The organism is Paraburkholderia acidicola, from assembly GCF_002362315.1.
In the GTDB taxonomy this organism is placed as follows: domain Bacteria; phylum Pseudomonadota; class Gammaproteobacteria; order Burkholderiales; family Burkholderiaceae; genus Paraburkholderia; species Paraburkholderia acidicola.
On record NZ_MTZV01000004.1, the window covers coordinates 100,641 to 119,324 of the forward strand.

Annotated in this window: 12 protein-coding genes; 5 read left to right on the forward strand and 7 right to left on the reverse strand. The window is 63.7% G+C overall.

Going from position 1 to position 18,684, the window contains the following annotated elements; genetic code table 11:
• The first annotated feature begins 220 nt into the window (after positions 1–220).
• Positions 221–1,138, forward strand: a complete 918-nt coding sequence (locus tag BWP39_RS10705; RefSeq protein WP_157915136.1) for a glycosyltransferase family 9 protein — start codon at positions 221–223, stop codon at positions 1,136–1,138.
• A gap of 93 nt (positions 1,139–1,231) precedes the next feature.
• On the opposite strand, the gene msbA is transcribed toward BWP39_RS10705, so the two are convergent.
• Together msbA and BWP39_RS10715 are read right to left on the reverse strand one after the other, a co-directional pair.
• On the reverse strand, positions 1,232–3,013 hold the full coding sequence (msbA, locus tag BWP39_RS10710) for a lipid A export permease/ATP-binding protein MsbA (RefSeq protein WP_096719905.1): 1,782 nt from the start codon (positions 3,011–3,013) through the stop codon (positions 1,232–1,234).
• A gap of 136 nt (positions 3,014–3,149) precedes the next feature.
• Positions 3,150–4,421, reverse strand: coding sequence for an O-antigen ligase family protein (locus tag BWP39_RS10715; protein WP_096719907.1), 1,272 nt, complete (start codon positions 4,419–4,421; stop codon positions 3,150–3,152).
• Positions 4,422–4,571: 150 nt separating this feature from the next.
• On the opposite strand from BWP39_RS10715, the gene BWP39_RS10720 reads away from it, so the two are divergent.
• Both BWP39_RS10720 and BWP39_RS10725 read left to right on the forward strand, forming a co-directional pair.
• Positions 4,572–5,567, forward strand: a complete 996-nt coding sequence (locus tag BWP39_RS10720; protein WP_096719909.1) for a glycosyltransferase family 2 protein — start codon at positions 4,572–4,574, stop codon at positions 5,565–5,567.
• Between the two features lie 55 nt (positions 5,568–5,622).
• Positions 5,623–6,399, forward strand: coding sequence for a glycosyltransferase family 2 protein (locus tag BWP39_RS10725; protein WP_096719911.1), 777 nt, complete (start codon positions 5,623–5,625; stop codon positions 6,397–6,399).
• A 10-nt stretch (positions 6,400–6,409) separates the two neighbouring features.
• Here the strand turns inward: BWP39_RS10725 and BWP39_RS10730 are convergent, their stop codons facing one another.
• Positions 6,410–7,480: a glycosyltransferase family 4 protein gene (locus tag BWP39_RS10730; RefSeq protein WP_096719913.1), complete on the reverse strand. Its 1,071-nt coding sequence runs from the start codon at positions 7,478–7,480 to the stop codon at positions 6,410–6,412.
• 58 nt (positions 7,481–7,538) lie between these two features.
• A complete protein-coding gene (gene dnaE, locus BWP39_RS10735) occupies positions 7,539–11,138 on the reverse strand; it encodes a DNA polymerase III subunit alpha (RefSeq protein WP_096719915.1) in 3,600 nt (1,199 codons plus the stop codon).
• A 272-nt stretch (positions 11,139–11,410) separates the two neighbouring features.
• Between dnaE and BWP39_RS10740 the strand changes: the two genes are divergently transcribed.
• Together BWP39_RS10740 and gluQRS are read left to right on the forward strand one after the other, a co-directional pair.
• Entirely contained in the window at positions 11,411–12,274 is an 864-nt protein-coding gene (locus BWP39_RS10740; protein ID WP_096719916.1) for a sulfurtransferase, read from the forward strand.
• 172 nt (positions 12,275–12,446) lie between these two features.
• Complete coding sequence (gene gluQRS, locus BWP39_RS10745) at positions 12,447–13,346, forward strand: tRNA glutamyl-Q(34) synthetase GluQRS (RefSeq protein WP_096719918.1); 900 nt, start codon at positions 12,447–12,449, stop codon at positions 13,344–13,346.
• Positions 13,347–13,372: 26 nt separating this feature from the next.
• Here gluQRS and BWP39_RS10750 read toward each other — a convergent pair whose 3' ends face one another.
• The 3 genes from BWP39_RS10750 to BWP39_RS10760 all read right to left on the reverse strand — a co-directional run bounded on the left by BWP39_RS10750 (position 13,373) and on the right by BWP39_RS10760 (position 18,549).
• Positions 13,373–14,845: a DEAD/DEAH box helicase gene (locus tag BWP39_RS10750; protein WP_096719920.1), complete on the reverse strand. Its 1,473-nt coding sequence runs from the start codon at positions 14,843–14,845 to the stop codon at positions 13,373–13,375.
• Between the two features lie 446 nt (positions 14,846–15,291).
• Entirely contained in the window at positions 15,292–16,728 is a 1,437-nt protein-coding gene (locus BWP39_RS10755; protein WP_096719922.1) for an aldehyde dehydrogenase family protein, read from the reverse strand.
• Between the two features lie 168 nt (positions 16,729–16,896).
• Positions 16,897–18,549 carry an acetolactate synthase large subunit gene (locus tag BWP39_RS10760; protein WP_096719924.1) on the reverse strand — a complete coding sequence of 551 codons (1,653 nt, stop codon included), beginning with the start codon at positions 18,547–18,549 and terminating at the stop codon, positions 16,897–16,899.
• Between the last annotated feature and the right edge of the window lie 135 nt (positions 18,550–18,684).

Consider the following 18,684-nt stretch of genomic DNA (forward strand, 5'->3'; position numbering starts at 1 on the left):
TCCGCAACCACCGCAACACTCAACCCGCGCTTGCACCCGGACATTCCTGAGCCGCAACGCGTCATCGTAGAGAACCATCCGGACCGGCCATACTCCAACTACTCCATCGGTTCACCTCACGCCGTTCGCCCGCAAGCGGGTCTGCGCACTACGCCAGTCAAACGAAATTCCAGGTTATTGCTCCATGCGTCTTGCTTCCGGACAATCCGTCGCGCTCCTGATGTCCCCCCGCCTCGGCGATTCGCTGCTCACCATGGTCGTTGCACACAATCTCGTGCGCAACGGTCATCGCGTTGCCGTATTCGGCGACTACATCTATTCGCTGAAGGACTGGTTCGCATCGTTCGAGGTGCATCCGACCGTGCGTCCGGACGAGGCGCGCAGCCTGCTCGGCGGATTCGACGTGTTGCTGCATGCGTATCCACCCGACGTGATCGAAGGCACGCGCGACTGGCATCCGTGTGTACTCGTGATGGACGAGTGGCCGCGCTACCGGCAGGTGAAAACCATGGTGCGGATCCAGATGGAACTGTGTTCGCTCGATCTCGGCCTTGCCGACGTGGTGCCGGATAACGGACTCGTCCCGCCGCCGCATCTGCACGCACGCACTCATACACGTCGTGTCGTGATTCACCCAACCGCAAACCTGCCGCGCAAAAGCTGGCTTCCGCAGCGCTTTATCGCGCTGGCGCTGCAACTACGCAACGCGGGCTTCGAGCCCGAGTTCGTGATGGCCGCACACGAACGCAAGGACTGGAACGTACTCGACGAGCATGGTTTGCCGCGGCCGGCATTCGCTACGCTTGCTGATGTCGCCGCGTGGATCTACGAGTCGGGATGGTTCATCGGCAACGATTCGGGCATCGCGCATCTGGCGTCGAATCTCGGGGTGCCCGCGGTCTCGCTTGCGGTACGACGCAAGATCGCGCTGCGTTGGCGGCCGGGCTGGGCACCGAGCCGCGCGGTTCTACCGCTGCCGGTGTTGCCGGGGAAGATCGCGAAAGACCGGCTATGGAAACACTTCCTGCCGGTGTCGCGTGTGCTCAAGGCGTTCGCCGAGCTGCGTGCGGAAGCGGGTGACGCGGCGACGACAGCACGTGAGGCGGATCAGACGCGGGGCGTTCAGCAGCGCAGTTGAGTTATTCAGTTGAGCTGCGCCGCTTTCGCGATGTGTATCTGTGATGCGTGATGCGTACAGTCCGCCAGCACCGCGGTTAACCGCGCGACCCGCTCACGCCGCCTGCTGCTGATACTGGATCTTGTGCAGATGCGCATACAGGCCGCCCTGCATCAGCAGTTCGTCGTGACTACCCTGCTCCGCGATCTTCCCGCCTTCCAGCACGAGAATGCGATCCGCGCGCTCGATCGTCGACAGGCGGTGCGCGATCACCAGCGTCGTACGTCCCTTCATCAGCGTTTCGAGTGCGACCTGCACATGGCGTTCGGATTCGGAATCGAGTGCCGAGGTCGCCTCGTCGAGAATCAGGATCGGCGCGTCCTTGTAGATCGCGCGTGCAATCGCGAGACGCTGACGCTGCCCGCCCGACAGACGCATACCGTTCCCACCGACCAGCGTATCGATACCGTTCGGCATCGCGTTCACCGTATCCATCAGATTCGCCGCGCGCAGCGCCGCTTCGACGCGTTCGCGATCCGGCGTCTGGCCGTACGCGACGTTGGCGGCGATCGTATCGTTGAACAGCACCACGTCCTGGCTCACCATCGCCATCTGGCTGCGCAGGTCGTGCAGATCGTAGTCGTTGATCGGCACGCCATCGACGAGTATTTCGCCGCCGGCCGGATCGAAGAAACGCGGCAGGAGATTGACGAGTGTGGTCTTGCCGCTGCCCGAGGGCCCGGCCAGCGCCACCATTTCGCCCGGCGACACCTTGAACGATACGCGGTCGAGTGTCGGCCGCTCGGTGGTGCCGTAGTTGAACGACACCTGGCGGAACTCGATTTCGCCGCGCGCGTGTTCGAGCCGGCGTTCGCCGCCCTGTGATTCGGTCGGCTCGTCGATCAGGCCGAAGATAAATTCTGCAGCGGTCATGCCGCGTTGCAGCGGTTGATTGACGTCGATCAGGTGCTTGAGCGGCGAGATGATCAGCAGCATCGCCGTGACAAACGAGACGAAACCGCCCACTGTGGTCTGGTCGTGGGACGACTGCACCACGGCTATCGTGATCACGATAGCCAGTGCGATCGACGCGAGAAACTGCGTGAGCGGCTGCGCGAGCCCACCCGAGATCGTCAGGCGCATCGCGTAGCCTTTGAGGCGCCGGCTCATCTCGGTGAAACGGTGCATCTCGTACTTCTCGCCGTTATGGACCTTGACGACCTTGTAGCCCGCCACGGTCTCTTCGACGATGTACGACAGCTCGTTCGTGAGCGTTTGTTGTTCGCGGTTCAGGTGCCGTAGGCGCCGGTTGATCTTGCTCACCACCCAGCCGATAGGAGGCAGGACCACGGCGACGATCAGCGTCAGGCGCCAGTTCAGGTAGAACAGCCAGCCGAGCAGGCCAACCACCGTCAGCGAATCGCGCACCAGCGTGACCATCACGCCCAGCAGCACGTTGAGGATCTGGTTGACCTCGAAGACGACCGCGTTGATGACCGTGCTCGCCGTTTCGCGCTGGAAGAACGAGGCGCTGGTGTGGAGCATCCGCTGGAACATGTCGAGTCGCAACTGCAGCAGGATGCGGTTCGACACGTAGGCGAGCAGATAGCCGGACAGGTATTGCGCGACGCCCCGCACGATGGCGAGTCCAATCACGGCGAGCGGCACCAGCCATTTCGCATCGACGTTACCGCGTGTGCCGAAGCCACGATCGAGCAGCGGCTTGAGCAGCGCCGGAATGCCGGTTTCGGTTGCGGCAACGATGGCCATCGCGCCGATCCCCAACAGCAGAACGGCGAGAACCGGTTTGATATACGGCCAGAGACGGTCCAGAACGTCGGTCGACGAGGTACCGTCGTCACCGATTTCCTTGCGCAATGTGTTCCTGGTTTCCAAGAAGTGTCCTTGTATCGGGCAATAGCCCTGGCAAACGCTCGCTGGCAGCGCCAAACAGCCTGGCGTAACCTGGCGCAGCCCGGCAGTGGTGCGGCCCCGCAGCCGGGCTACGGGGCGGTGAATCAAACGGCCGGGATCAAATGGCCGTCTGCGGTTTGGCCGACACGGCTTCGCCGCGCGTCCCGCGGTAAATAATGGCCATCATTGTCGCCCATAGCAGCGCGATCAGCGCGACGTTCATGACCGAAGACAATATATCGATGCTCAGGCCGAAGATGATCGCCGAACCGCTGATCGCGATCCCGCAATAGGCCGCCGTAGACACCGTCGCATCCGCCGAGCGGAAATGGCGCAGAAAATACGCGAGCGGCCCCCAGTATAAGAGCAGCAGACAGGCGACGCCGAACGTGCCCAGTTCGGCGATCGTCGAGAAGAATTCGCTATGCGCGCGTTCGTTGACGATCGCCTGCGACGCTTCGTGGTTATTCGCCAGCGTTTGCAGCGAACTTTCCAGCTTGCCCTTGCCGACGCCCAGCACCGGGTTCTGCAGGAACAGATGTGACGACGCATTCCACAATTGCAAGCGCAAGCCAATCGACGTATCGGCATTGCCGTGTTCGAGCTGGTGCAGATCGGACGCCGTATCGCGCAGGCGCTGCTGCACGACATGGGTCGACAACAGCGCCACTACGCCGACCACCAGTACGGCGCCGACAATCGCGAGGCGCGCCCGGTGCCGCAACCAGCCGAAGTTCGCCGCCACGAGCCATGCGAACAGCGGCAGCGCGAGCCAGCCGCCGCGCGTGCCCGACAGATACGACGCATAGCCGCCCGCGAGCAGCGCAAACAGCTTTACCGGAATCGACACGCGCCGTGCGAGGCGGGAGTCCCAGCGGATCGACAGCACGGCGAGAAAACCGAGCAGCAGCGCCGTGTTGCCGAACGGGATCGGGTTCGTGTAGTAGTTGCCGAGGCGATTCAGGTCGCCCCAGCTCGCGTTGATGCCGCTGATGAACGCCCACGCGCCCGCCCCCACCGCCCCCGCCGCACATCCCCAGCCGACGAACGCAAGGCTGCGGCTCGACACGGTGCAGAACAGCAGGAAGATCGGCAGACTCAGCACGAGCCGCGACATTGCGTCGAATTGACGGGGCAGATAGTAATGCTCGAGCAGTTGCTGCAACGGCAGGTACAGCGTGAACGCCAGCATGCTCGCCGTGTACAACGGGTACTTGCGCAACGGTTCCAGATAGCCGCGCTGACCGCGCATCACCGCGAGGTTGACGAGTGCGACAGCGAGCAGCAGGAAAAAGCAGTAGCCGGTACCGCCACGCAACGTCAGCATCGTCGCGGGCGCGAGAAACAGCAGCACAGCGGCCGCAACGGTGGTAGTTCTGTTAGCGGTCATAGTGCAGCGAAAGAAACCATGTAGTAACCACAGGACGTCCGGAAAATTTGTCTCATTATAACGGTCCGTCCCCCGCCACCACGGGTTTTGTCCGGATCGAAAGACGAAGATGATATGCTCCGCGGAACCTCCCAATCATGCGATTTCACAATGGTTAACGTCGTACCTGACGGATCCGCGTTTCCGCTCGTCAGCCTGCTGTTGATCACCTATAACCAGGAAGCGACCGTCGCAGCGGCTATCGAAGGCGCGCTGCGGCAAACCTACACCCCACTCGAAATCATCATCTCCGACGACGCATCCAGCGACGGCACCTACGCCGCCGCCGAGCGCTGCGTCGCACGCTACACCGGGCCGCATACCGTGCGGATGCGACGCAATCCGTCGAACCTCGGCATCAGCGCGCATCTGAGCCTGCTCGTGCGCGAGAGCCGGGGCGAATTGCTGTTCATCGCAGCCGGCGACGACGTTTCGCTACCCGAACGCTGCCGCGCGGTGGTCGGCGCGTGGCTGAAAGCCGGACGTCGCCCCGACCTGATCGCCACCGACCTCTACGATCTCGACACCGATGGCGACGTGCACGGTGTGCTCGAAGTCACCGATCTGGGTTCTTACAAAACCTTCCAGGACTGGGCCGATAAGCGCCCCCACGTGGTCGGCGCCGCGCACACCTGGTCGCGACGTCTGTTCGACCGGTTCGGCGAGATGGAAGCCGGCATTTACGGCGAGGACCAGATCATGACGTTCCGCGCGATCATGAGCGGCGGCGCACTGACGCTGCACGAACCGCTCGTCAAATACCGGCGCGGCGGCCTGTCGCGCAAGCGCGCGTGGCGCTCGTCCGACGAATTCGTGGCGCGCTTCCGGCTCGCCAATCGCAATGGGCTCGGCGAGACGCGTCAGTTGATCCGCGACGCCGAACACGTCGGTGTCGGCGAAGGTATGCGCGTCGCGCTCGCCCGCAAGTCGGCTCGCGAACAGTATGCGAGCGCGATCTTCGCGAGCGCATCGGTAGGGGCGAAGCTCGCGCTGTTCGGACGCAGCCACGACGTGTCGTTCGGTTACCGGCTGCGTGTGTTTCTGTATGCGACCTTTCCGTCGCTGTACAAACCCGTTCTGTTCGTCAAGTGGCACCTGCGCCGCTAGCCGCGGTGTCATCGATGTCGATTCCTTCACGCTGCTTCAATCGCAACGACTGCTTATGGCGGAACCTACTCTCGGCGTAGCGCTGATCGCACACAACGCAGCCGCACGGCTCGCGCAGTGCCTCGCGGCGGTTTCGTTCGCCGATGACATCGTCGTCGTCGACGGCGGCAGCACCGACGACACCGTTGCGATCGCACGCGCGCACAACGCACGCGTGATCGTCGCCGCCGACTGGCCTGGCTTCGGTCCGCAGAAAAATCGCGCGCTCGATGCGCTCGCCACCGACTGGGTCCTGTCGATCGACACCGACGAAGTGCTCTCGCCGGAACTGGCCGCGTCGATTCGCGACGCGATCCGCAACCCGCGCGCAGAAGTCTATGCAATCGACCGGTTGTCGAGTTTCTGCGGCCAATGGGTTCATCACAGCGGCTGGTATCCGGACTGGATTCCGCGGCTCTTCAAACGTGGCGCGGCGCGCTTCTCCGACGATCTCGTGCACGAGCGGCTGATCTTCGAGAACGCCGGGCAGCCGGTGGTGCGCCTCGACGGCAAGCTTCTGCATTACTCGTATGAAGACTTCGAGGCGGTGCTGCGCAAGCTCGACGCCTATTCGAGCGCGGGTGCGCAGCAGCGGCACGCGGCGGGCCAGCGGGCGAGTTTCGGTAAGGCACTGGGCCGTGGTGTGTGGGCCTTTTTGCGCACGTATCTGCTGCGCCGCGGGTTTCTCGATGGGCGCACGGGATTCATGATTGCGCTGTTCAATGCGGAGACGGTTTATTACCGTTTTCTCAAGCTTGATCGGCTGAATCGGGAGCGTGACGGGCAGTTGTAAGCGCCACGCCTTAGCGCGGCTGGCTGCGTACCTGTTCGACAAGCTTTAGCAGCGCATTCACATGCGCGCCGATGCTCATGTCGTAATGAATCGCATCCTTGCCCGGCGCACTGCGCGCGGGATCGGTTGCCGCCTTGACAGCCTGCGCCAATGCCGCGCGCAATCCATCGACATCGCCAGGCGCGAACGTAATGCGCGCTTCATCCGCGAGCACTTCGCAGCAAGCGATATTCGACGAAAAAATCACGGGCGTGCCGCACAGCACGGACTCGATTCCGACGAGGCCAAACGGCTCGTAGTTCGACGCGAGGATCGTGTAGTCCGCGGCGCGGTAGCAGTCTTCGATCTGCTTCGCGTAGCCGATGTAGCGGATCTGCGGCGAGGTGCGTTCGGGCGGCCGTCCGGCCACTGCTACTACGACCGGCAGCGGATTGTCTTTCAGCGCCGCTTCGATTAGCGGCAAGCCCTTGCGTTCGTGGCTGCTCGACGGAAACAGCAGCACGACTTCGTGGTCCGCGAAACCGAACTGCTGCCGCAACTGCGCACGTGCGTCGCGACTGACCGGCGTGAAGCGTTGCGCATCGACGGGCGGATAGAGCAGCTGGATTTTTTCCGGCGGCACGCCATAGAGTTTGATCAGTTCGTCGCGCATCAGCCCCGAGTGCGCGACGATGAACTGGGCGCGATCGTACTGACGCTGCTCGAGCACGATCTGCCGATGATCGGACGGCCGCGTGTCACGTCGACCCGCGCGTAGAAAGCCGCGATGCGTGCCGCCGCAAATCGCGATCTCCGACGAATCGACCCGATTGCAGCCGATCAGCACATCGATACCGGCTGCCACGCGCGCGCGCCGCAACCGCCATGAGAACCACGCATCGCGCAGCTTGCCGGGCAGCCAGTTCACCGCGATGCGGTGCGGCTCCACGAGTTCGATTTCCGGTAACGAGCGATCGAAACGGCGCGCGAACACCGCAGGCGTGATGCCGGTTTTGTGCAAACCGCGCACGAGATCCATGGCATAACGTTCGAGGCCGCCGCTGTGCCGGAACGCGTTGCAGGACAGTCCGATTCTGGTCATGGGTTTCCACGGGACGAAAACACCCGGCGCAATTCACGCCGGGCACCGGGCACTGTCGTCAGTACACGATTTCGATCGAACTGCCGGCAAACTCACCGCGCAATGCACTGAGCAGTTCGTCGGTGGGCTTGACCCGCCAGGCATCGCCAAGGCGGACTTCGCCTTCCGCGTGTTCACTGCGATAAACGATCTGCACCGCGAGGCCGCCCGGTATCTGCACGGGCGCGCGCTGCCTGCCACCGCCATCGTTGCCGCCGTAGCCTCCCCCGCCACCGTAACCGCCGCCACGGCCGTTGCCATTGCCATTGCCGCCGCGCGAAGCGGACGGCGCGGGCGCGGCCAGCACCTCGTCGGGGCCGGCGCAATACGCTTCGAGCACGCGGCGCAAGGCGCCTGCATCGGCATTGCCGTTCATCTGTACCTTCACGGCCTGCGCATAACGGCTGCGCGCGCGTTCGAGATCCATCACGGTATCGACGGTGAAGCGGATGCCGCCCGTGAACGCATCGTTGCGCGCCTGCCCCTGGACGACGAGCAGCTCATCTTCCTTGAAGAGATGCTTGTTCGCCTCGAACTGTTCGTTGAAGACGGTGACCTCGCACTGGCCGGTGCCGTCGTCGAGCAGCGCGATCAGCATCTTGCCGCGCTGGGTCATCTGCGTACGCAGCGACGCGATCACACCCGCCACCAGTTTCTCGCGACCTTCTTTCAGCTCGCTCAGCTTCAGCCGCACGAAGCGGCGCACTTCTTCCCGGTATGCATCGAACAGATGGCCCGACAGGTAGAAGCCGAGCGCACCCTTCTCTTCCTGTAGCTTGCGCTTCTCGGCCCATGCGGGCTCGTCGACCAGCTCGTGACCTTGCGACGGCGCATCGCCCATATCGAACAGACCCGCCTGCATCGCGTTGGCGCTGGCCTGGTCGGCGGCTTCCATCGCGAGCGAAACCGAGGCGATCAGCTGCGCGCGATTGTCGTGCAGCGTGTCGAACGCGCCCGCGCGGATCAACGCTTCCACCGTGCGACGATTGACGATGCGCCGGTCGATGCGGTTGCAGAAATCGAACAGATCGATAAACGGCCCGTCTTCGCGTGCCCGCAGGATTTCTTCGATCGCGCTCTGGCCGCTGCCCTTCACGGCACCGAGACCGTAGCGTATGGTTTTCGAACGCTTGCCGCCCGATTCCGCAACCGGCTCGAAGCGATAGGCCGACTGGTTGATATCGGGAGGCAGTACCGCCATCCCGTTGGTCCGGCAATCCTCGAACAGGATCTTGACCTTGTCGGTGTCGTCCATGGCGAGCGACATGTTGGCCGCCATGAATTCCGCCGGATGGTGCGCCTTCAGCCATGCGGTGTGATACGCGAGCAGGGCATACGCGGCCGCGTGCGACTTGTTGAAGCCGTAGCCCGCGAACTTCTCCATCAAGTCGAAGATTTCGTCGGCTTTCTCGCCGGTCAGCCCGTTCGTCGCGGCCCCTTCGCGGAACAGCTCGCGATGTTTGGCCATTTCCTCGGGCTTCTTCTTGCCCATCGCGCGACGCAGCAAGTCGGCGCCACCGAGCGAGTAACCGCCGATGATCTGCGCCATCTGCATCACCTGCTCCTGGTAGACCATGATGCCGTAGGTCTCTTTCAGAACAGTTTCGACGCGCGGATCCGGATAGTCGACCACTTCGCGGCCATGCTTACGGGCGCAGAAACTCGGGATCAGATCCATCGGACCTGGCCGGTACAACGCCACCAGCGCGATGATGTCCTCGAAGCGGTCAGGCTGCGCGTCCTTCAGCATGCCTTGCATGCCGCGGCTTTCCAGCTGGAACACCGCAACCGTGTTGGCCTTCTTGAGGATCGAGAACGACGCGGGGTCGTCGAGCGGCACCTGGGCGAGCGACCAGTCGGCCTTCGACGGATCGAGCCTGCGGATATACCGTTCGGCCCAGTCGAGAATGGTCAGCGTGGTCAGGCCCAAGAAGTCGAACTTGACGAGCCCAACCGCTTCGACGTCGTCCTTGTCGTACTGACTCACGACGCCGCCTTCGTCGCCCTGCGTGTACAGCGGACAGAAATCAGTCAGCTTGCCAGGCGCGATCAGTACGCCGCCCGCGTGCATGCCGACGTTACGCGTGATCCCTTCGACACGCTGCGCAAGTTCCAGCAGCTGGCGCACTTCGTCTTCGTTGTCGAAGCGCTCCTGCAGCAGCGGTTCTTCCTTCATCGCGTCGGCGATCGTGACGTGCTTGCCCGGCTTGAACGGGATCAGCTTGGCAATGCCATCGGTGAAGTTGTAGCCGAGATCGAGCACGCGGCCGACATCGCGCACCGCCGCCTTGGCGGCCATCGTGCCGAACGTCGCAATCTGCGATACCGCGTCCGCACCGTACTTTTCCTTCACGTACTGGATCACGCGATCGCGGCCGTGCTGGCAAAAGTCGATGTCGAAGTCGGGCATCGATACCCGTTCCGGATTCAGGAAGCGCTCGAACAGCAGGTTGTAGCGCAACGGATCGAGGTCGGTCACGCCGAGCGCATACGCAACCAGCGAACCCGCACCCGAGCCCCGCCCCGGCCCGACCGGCACGCCGTTGTTCTTCGCCCAGTTGATGAAGTCCGCGACGATCAGGAAGTAGCCGGGAAAGCCCATCTTGATGATCGTGCCGCACTCGAAATCGAGCCGCTTGTAATACGTGTCGCGTTTCTGTTCGCGCTCGGCTGTGTCGGGAAACAGTTGCTGCAGCCGCGTTTCGAGACCGTCCTTCGACAGTTGCACGAGGTAGTCGTCGAGCGACATGCCGTCGGGCGTCGGGAACAGCGGCAGCTTCGGCTTGCCGAGTTCGAGCGTGAGATTGCAGCGCTTCGCGATTTCGACGGTGTTGGCCAGCGCCGACGGCAGATCGGCGAACAGCGCCGTCATGTCGTCCTGGCTGCGGAAATACTGTTCGGTTGTGAAGCGCCTCTGGCGACGTGGGTTCGCCAGCATGTCGCCTTCCGAAATACAGACGCGCGCTTCGTGCGCGGTGAAGTCATCGGAAGTCATGTACTGCAGCGGATGCGTGGCGACCACCGGCAGCTTCAGCGCCACCGCAAGCGCCACGGCCTGCTGCACGTACGCCTCGCTGCCCGGTTGCCCGCAGCGCTGCAGTTCGATATAGAAGCCGCCCGGGAACACCTTCGCCCAATGCTGCGCGTTGCGCTTCGCCGCTTCCGTATTGCCGGCCGCGAACGCGAGGCCGACGTCGCCGTACTGCGCGCCCGACAGGGCGAGCAAGCCTTCTCCCATGCCCGACTCGAGCCAGCCCGCTTCGACTTCCGCGCGACCGCGGTATTGATTGGTGAGCCACGCCTTGGTCAGCAGCTCGCACAGATTCAGATAGCCGCGCTGGTTTTTCACCAGCAGCAGGAGACGCGAGGGTTTGTCGCGGTCGTCGGGATTGGTGATCCAGACATCGCAGCCGGCAATCGGCTTGACGCCTTTGCCACGTGCTTCCTGGTAGAAACGGACGAGGCCGAATGCGTTGCCGAGATCGGTGAGCGCGAGCGCGCCCTGACCGTCTTTGGCCGCCGCCGCGACGATGTCGTCGAGGCGCACGATGCCATCGGCAATCGAGAATTCGGAGTGAACGCGGAGATGAACGAAGCGAGGATCTGACATGGGCGTCATTGTACAACTGCACCGGCGAACCTTCGCATCGAGACTTGCCGGATTCGCCATCCGGCCGAGGGCATGGACCGTGTACGGCCGCTCCGCGGGACTCCCGGCGCCGCACGGCGTGTCTTATGCCATTCGGCCAGCGAAGGCCGCCGCGCCGGTTGAGCGATAATACGGTTTTCGCCCATTCCGCCGGCGCCATCCGCGAGCACGCAGCGCATCCTTGTAAATGCCTGTAACGCCGCCTGTACGGGTCTGCCCGGCCGCCTTACCGCTGAATCATCATGAGTATCGTCAATCTCGCCGCCTATCATTTCGTGACCCTCGACGCGACCGCCGCCTGGCGCCCGCTCGTCACCGAACGCTGTGAGGCGCTCGGCCTGCGCGGCACCATCCTGCTTGCGCCCGAAGGCATCAACCTGTTCGTCGCGGGCGAGCCGGATGCAGCGAGCGGATTTATCGAGTACCTCCGTCACGATCCGCTGTTCGAAGGCAAATTCACGACGCTGCAGTTCAAGGAAAGCCTGTCCGAGAAGCAGCCGTTCCGGCGCATGCTCGTCAAGCTCAAGCGCGAAATCATCACGATGAAGAAGCCGGCCGTCCGCCCCGAACTCGGCCGCGCGCCCTCGGTCGATGCACCGACGCTGAAGGCATGGCTCGATCGCGGCCACGACGATGCGGGGCGCCCGGTTGTGATGCTCGACACGCGTAATGCGTTCGAGGTCGATGTCGGTACGTTCGACGACGCACTCGACTACCGGATCAGCAAGTTCAGCGAATTCCCGGCGGTGATCGAGGCGCATCGCGCGGATCTCGAAGGCAAGACGGTTGTGTCGTTCTGCACGGGCGGGATTCGCTGCGAGAAGGCAGCGATCCATATGAAGGAAGTCGGCATCGAGAACGTGTACCAGCTCGAAGGCGGCATTCTCAAGTACTTCGAGGAAGTGGGCGGCGCGCACTATCACGGTGAGTGTTTCGTCTTCGATTACCGGACGGCGCTGAACCCGGCGCTCGAACCGACGGCAACTGCGCAGTGCTTTGGTTGCCGCGCGGTCGTCAGTCCCGACGCGCAGCGTTCGCCGCTGTACGTGCCGGGCAAGACCTGCCCCGCGTGCCATCCGCAACGGGACGCGGCACACGCCGCGTGATGAACGGGGCGCGCGTTCGGGGGGCGGTGGCTTTGGTCACGGGTCTGATCGTTCGTGCGACTGTGATTGCGACCACGGCTGCGGCTGCGAAAGCGACCGTGATTGCGATTGCACTCTCAACCCGCTGCGCGACACAGGTCGAACTACACCTGCACCTGCCCGCACCGCTACCATGAGCGTCCCTCCCCCATACCGAGGACGCTTCGCCCCCTCGCCAACCGGACCGCTGCATTTCGGCTCGCTTGTCAGCGCGCTCGCAAGCTGGCTGGACGCGCGCGCACATGCTGGCGCGTGGCTCGTGCGTATCGAAGATGTCGATGCACCACGCACGGTACCTGGCGCCGCCGAAGACATACTCGCGACGCTGGCCCGTTTCGGCATGCACGCCGATGAAACGCCGGTCTGGCAAAGCGCGCGCAGCACCCACTACGCAAACGCATTCGACCGGCTCAAAGCTGCGGGCATCGTCTATCCGTGCGGCTGCACGCGCAAGGAAATCTCGGACTCACTGCTGCATGCGCACGCGCGCCACACGACGCTCGCCTATCCCGGCACCTGCCGCAGCGGCCTGCACGGCAAACCCGCGCGCGCATGGCGCCTGCGCGTACCGGACGGCGACGCTGGGATGATCGAATTCGAGGACCGCTGGCAAGGCCCACAAACGCAGAACCTCGCCACCGAGGTCGGCGACTTCGTGCTGCGGCGTGCCGACGATCAATGGGCATATCAACTGGCGGTCGTCGTCGACGATGCCGATGCGGGGATTACGCACGTGGTGCGCGGCGCGGATCTGCTCGATTCGACGGCGCGGCAGATCTACCTGCAGCGTTGTCTCGACGTGCCCACGCCCGCTTATTTGCACGTGCCGGTCGTCACGACCGACGACGGCGAAAAACTCAGCAAGCAGACCGGCGCGCAGGCGCTCGACAGCGCGCAGCCGCTAGCCGCGCTGCATGACGCGGCGGACTATCTGGGGCTGGTATTGGATGGAGGTGCGGCCACATCGCTCGCGGCCTTCTACGCCGCCGCGACGACAGCATGGGTGCGTCGTGTGGGAACGCACGGGCAGTAAGTTCGCCCGCGCCGCGACGCCAGAAATTACGAAGAAGACTTGCGCGGCATACCAAAACCGCCGAGCAGCGCAGCGAGCGGCTGCTTCGCCGCACCCTTCTGCTGCTGCGCCGACGCCGCATCGGCCGCCGCGGCTTCGTCGGACTTGTGAGCCGACGGAGACGGCTCGTACGGCTTGAGGAAGAAATCGTCGATGGGTTGCTGACGGTGCGAGCCATGCGGACGATCGAACGACGGACCACCCGAACGCCGGCGAGCCGGCCGCTCGTCGCGCCCGTCACGTCCATCCCGACCTTCGCGCCGCGGACCACGTTCTTCGTGATGCCGCACAGGCACATCAACGGTTAGATGCCCAACGTCGAGCGGCCGCTTGATCAGCTTCTCGATATCGGCCAGTTGCTTGCGCTCGTTCGGGCTGCACAGCGACAGCGCATCGCCGGATGCGCCCGCACGACCCGTACGGCCGATGCGGTGCACGTAATCTTCCGCGTTGAACGGCAGGTCGAAGTTGATCACCGTGGGCAACTCGACGATGTCGAGTCCGCGCGCAGCCACATCGGTGGCCACCAGTGCTTCGATCTCGCCGCGCTTGAATGCTTCGAGCGCCTGCATCCGTTCGTTCTGGGTCCGGTCACCGTGAATCGCGGTCGCCACCACGCCGCTCTTTTCGAGCGAACGGGCCAGCCGGCTCGCGCCGATCTTGCTGTTGCAGAACACCAGCACCTGTTTCAGGCTGCGTTCGCGGATCAGTTGGACGACCGCGCCGGTCTTGTCGCCTTCCGGCACTTCATAGACGGTCTGCGTGACGTTGGTCGCGGTCGAGTTACTGCGCGCGACTTCAATGGTCTGCGGGTTGCGCAGATAAGTCGCCGCGAGCTTCTTGATTTCACCCGAGAACGTCGCCGAAAACAGCAGCGTCTGGCGCTCTTTCGGCAGCAGATTCAGGATGCGTTGCAGATCGGGCAGGAAGCCCATGTCGAGCATACGGTCCGCTTCGTCGAGCACGAGCATCTGCACCTGGCCGAGATTCGCGGTTTTCTGCTGCACGTGATCGAGCAGCCGGCCCGGTGTCGCGATCAGCACTTCGACGCCGCGCCGCAGTTCCGCGGATTGCGGGTTCATGTCCACACCGCCGAACACCACCGCGCTGCGCAGCGGCGTGTGCTTCGCGTACGCCTGCACGTTGGCCGCCACCTGGTCGGCGAGTTCGCGGGTCGGCGTGAGGATCAGTGCGCGCACCGGATGCCGCGCGGGCGACGCGCTGGTGCTGGCAAGCGGCAGCAGCCGCTGGATGATCGGCAGCGAGAAGCTCGCGGTCTTGCCGGTGCCGGTCTGGGCGGCGCCCATCACGTCGCGGCCGGACAGCACGACGGGAATCGCCTGCGCCTGGATCGGCGTAGGTGTCGTGTAGCCCTGCTCCGCGATCGCTTTCAGGATATCGGGCGATAGACCGAACTGGTCGAAAGTCGCGTTGCTGGGCGTGACTGCTGTGTCGGACATGGTGGCTTTCGCTAAAAATGCGCGCGGCGCGTGGCGTGCGGCTGCGGCCGGAAGACCGCGGAGGGCAATGATGAAGGCGGAGCCCGGCGTGCAACAAGAACCCTGCACGCGCCATACGCGCCGCCTGGGCCGGGTCGAGACTGCTGCGCGAGTCGCGCGGACAAGTACAAAATTGCGGGCAAAACGATCGACCGACCCCGGCCGGCGGAAACACCCGCCGGAAAGGCCGGTATTGTAGCACCCCAGCGTAAACACTCATGACATGGGCTGCGGGCCGCCCCGGGCGGTCGCCTCGGGCCGGAGGGCCCCAGGCGGGTAGGCCCGGGCGGGTCCCTCAGCATGCCCCGGGGCTGCAGCCACCCGCGGCCAGCTGGCCCGCCCAGCCACCCGTCTTCCAGCACGGCACGAGATCTCGCCGTACCGGACGGGGCTACCCTACACAAGCCTTACCAGGTCTCACGCATCACCATCAGACGAAGCTCCGTCATGTCCTCGATCGCATAGCGTATTCCCTCGCGGCCCAGGCCCGAATCCTTCACGCCGCCATACGGCATGTTGTCGACACGGAACGACGGCACGTCGTTGATCACGACACCACCCACTTCGAGGACGTCCCATGCCTGATGCGCATGCGCCAGCGAATCGGTGAACACGCCGGCCTGCAGCCCGAAGTCGCTGTTGTTGACAGTGGCGAGCGCAGCGGCAAAGTCGTCGAAGCGCTCGAGGATCGCAACCGGTCCGAACGCTTCCTTGCGGTACAGGTCGGTGTCGCGTCCCACGCTTTCGAGCAGCGTCGCCTCGAACATCGCGCCATCGACAGTGCCGCCCGCAACGATCTTCGCGCCCGCCTGCACCGCGCTGTCCATCCAGCCGGCAAGGCGCTTCGACTCCGATTCGGAGATCATCGGCCCGACGAAAGTCTTCTCGTCCTTCGGGTCCCCCATCTTCAGCGATTTCGTTTTGGCGATCAGCTTCTCGCGCAGCGCGTCGTAGATCGACCCATGCACGAGGATGCGCTGCACGCCGATACAGCTCTGACCCGACTGGTAGAACGCGCCAAACGCTAGCCGGTCGACGACGTAATCGAGCTTGCCGCCCTGATCGCCATCGACGATCGCCGCCGCATTGCCGCCCAGTTCGAGTATCACCTTCTTCTTGCCGGCCTTCTTCTTCAGGTCCCAGCCCACCGCCGGTGAGCCCGTGAACGACAGCAGCTTGAAGCGCTCGTCGGTGGTGAACAGATCGGCGCCGTCGCGATGCGCGGGCAGCACCGAGAAGGCACCCTTCGGCAGATCGGTCTCGGCCAGAATCTCGCCGATGATCAACGCACCGACCGGCGTGCGGCTCGCCGGCTTCAGCACGAACGGCACACCGGCCGCCAGCGCGGGTGCGACCTTGTGCGCGGCAAGATTGAGCGGAAAGTTGAACGGCGAGATGAACGAGCACGGCCCGATAGGCACACGCTTGACATACGCGTGATAACCCTTCGCGCGCGGCGAGATTTCGAGGTTGACGATTTCGCCATTGATACGCACCGACTCTTCCGCTGCGATCTTGAACGTATCGATCAGCCGCGTGACTTCGCCGCGCGAATCGTTGATCGGCTTGCCGGCTTCGATGCACAGCGCCATCGCCAGTTCGTCGTAACGCTCGCGAAAGCGCTTCACGCAATGTTCGAGCACGGCCTGGCGTTTGAACGGCGGGTAGGCGCGCAAGGCGGGCATGGCGTCGACGGCGGCGGCGATCGCCTTGTCGATCGTGGCGGCATCGGCGAGTGCTACGCGCGTGGCCACTTCGCCGCTGAACTTGTCGGTGACTTCGAGATCGGTGTTCGCCGCGACCGGCTCGTTCGCGAGGTAGTACGGGTAAGTCTTCTGCAACATGACACGTTCTCCTTGGGGCGATCCATCCAGTTCGGCGCAGATACGTCACGGCGCACGCGCCTGCGCTCTTGCTTTCCCTTAGCGTGGCTTTAACACGACCAGGTGACGTTGGGATGACGGGCGCCGCGCAGGCGCCGTGTCAAAAGATCGTGCAACCGGCCGGCCCGCTTACAGTTGCGCGCTCAGCCGCTTGATCTCGCGGTTCAGCACACGCTCGTTGTCCGAGTAGTCGATCGGCAGGTCGATCACATGCACGCCCGGCGTCGCGAAGCAGTCGCGCAACAGCGGCGCGAACTCGTCCGCCGACGCAATGCGATGCCCATGCGCCCCGTAACTCTCCGCGTAGGCGACGAAATCGGGGTTCTGCAAGGTCATGCCGTAGTCGGGGAAATTCATGTTCTCCTGCTTCCAGCGAATCATCCCGAACGCGTCGTCGCGCAGGATCAGCACGACCAGATCGAGCTTGAGCCGCACCGCCGTTTCCACTTCCTGCGAATTCATCATGAAGCCGCCGTCGCCACACACGGCCATCACCTTGCGATCCGGATGGACGATCTTCGTCGCGATCGCCGACGGCAGACCGGCGCCCATCGAAGCCAGCGCGTTATCGAGCAGCAGCGAGTTCGGTTCGTGCGCGCGGTAGTAGCGCGCGAACCAGATCTTGTACATGCCGTTGTCGAGACAGACGATGCCGTCCACCGGCGTCGTGTCGTACACATCCTTGACGATGCGCACCGGGTACATCGGAAACCGTGCGTCGTGCTGACCCTTCGCGAGATGCTCTTCGAAGTGCTGCTTGATCTCGGTGAAGCGCGTGAAATCCCAGTGCTTCTCCTGGTCCTTCAGACTTTCCTTCAATTGCCACACCGCATTCGCGATGTCGCCGACCACTTCGATCTGCGGGAAATACACTGGATCGACTTCGGCGCCGAGAAAGTTCACGTGGATCACGGTCTTGTCGCCCGTGTCGGCGCTGCGCATGAAGAACGGCGGTTTTTCGATCACGTCGTGGCCGACGTTGATGATGCAGTCCGCGTGATCGATCGCGCGGTGCACGAAGTCGCCATCCGACAGCGTCGCATTGCCGAGCCACAGCGGATGCGATTCGTCGATCACACCCTTGCCCATCTGCGTCGTGAAAAACGGGATGCCGATCTGGTCGACGAATTCGCGCAGCATCTTCGTCGTCGTCTTGCGATTGCCGCCTGCGCCGATCATCAGCAGCGGATGCTTCGCGCCGGCGATCGCCGCGACCGCATTCGCGACCGCCTTTTCTTCGGCGACCGGGCGACGGCTATAGCTCTTCGGGATCGGCTTGCCGTCGCCCTCTTCGTCAGCCACGTCTTCAGGCAGTTCGAGGTGGGCCGCGCCGGGCCGCTCTTCTTCGGCCTGGCGGAACGCTTCACGCACCAGCGCCGGAATATTGCCGATCGAGACAATCTGTCGTGTGTATTTGGTGAGCGGTTCCATCATCCGCACGACATCGACGATCTGGAAGTGGCCCTGCTTGCTGGTCTTGATCGGCTTCTGGCCGGTGACCATCAGCATCGGCATGGCGCCCAACTGCGCGTAGGCAGCCGCGGTGACGAAGTTCGTGGCGCCCGGGCCGAGGGTCGACAGGCACACACCCGTGCGGCCGGTCAGACGACCGTAGGTCGCGGCCATGAAGCCGGCGGCCTGCTCGTGACGCGTGAGAATCAGCTTGATTTTCGAGCGCCGCAGCGACTCGAGGAGGTCGAGATTTTCTTCGCCGGGGATGCCGAAAATATACTCGACACCTTCAGCTTCCAGCGATTTGACGAATAGATCCGATGCTTTCATGGAGAATCTCGCTTGACGGACTGACGCAGGCAAGCTGCCTGCGCGAGGGGTTCCGGGAAAGAACGTTCGAAGACGGTGAAGACCCTGGTGCCGCATCCTGCTTAGCTGGCGGCGGACGCGCCAGACAGCTTACTA

Bases quoted from the DNA above. Each gene is read 5' to 3' on its own strand.
- BWP39_RS10705 (WP_157915136.1), top strand. From the start codon at position 221: ATGTCCCCCCGCCTCGGCGATTCGCTGCTCACCATGGTCGTTGCACAC.
- BWP39_RS10715 (WP_096719907.1), bottom strand. From the start codon at position 4,421: ATGACCGCTAACAGAACTACCACCGTTGCGGCCGCTGTGCTGCTGTTT.
- BWP39_RS10720 (WP_096719909.1), top strand. From the start codon at position 4,572: ATGGTTAACGTCGTACCTGACGGATCCGCGTTTCCGCTCGTCAGCCTG.
- BWP39_RS10725 (WP_096719911.1), top strand. From the start codon at position 5,623: ATGGCGGAACCTACTCTCGGCGTAGCGCTGATCGCACACAACGCAGCC.
- BWP39_RS10730 (WP_096719913.1), bottom strand. From the start codon at position 7,480: ATGACCAGAATCGGACTGTCCTGCAACGCGTTCCGGCACAGCGGCGGC.
- dnaE (WP_096719915.1), bottom strand. From the start codon at position 11,138: ATGACGCCCATGTCAGATCCTCGCTTCGTTCATCTCCGCGTTCACTCC.
- BWP39_RS10740 (WP_096719916.1), top strand. From the start codon at position 11,411: ATGAGTATCGTCAATCTCGCCGCCTATCATTTCGTGACCCTCGACGCG.
- gluQRS (WP_096719918.1), top strand. From the start codon at position 12,447: ATGAGCGTCCCTCCCCCATACCGAGGACGCTTCGCCCCCTCGCCAACC.
- BWP39_RS10750 (WP_096719920.1), bottom strand. From the start codon at position 14,845: ATGTCCGACACAGCAGTCACGCCCAGCAACGCGACTTTCGACCAGTTC.
- BWP39_RS10755 (WP_096719922.1), bottom strand. From the start codon at position 16,728: ATGTTGCAGAAGACTTACCCGTACTACCTCGCGAACGAGCCGGTCGCG.
- BWP39_RS10760 (WP_096719924.1), bottom strand. From the start codon at position 18,549: ATGAAAGCATCGGATCTATTCGTCAAATCGCTGGAAGCTGAAGGTGTC.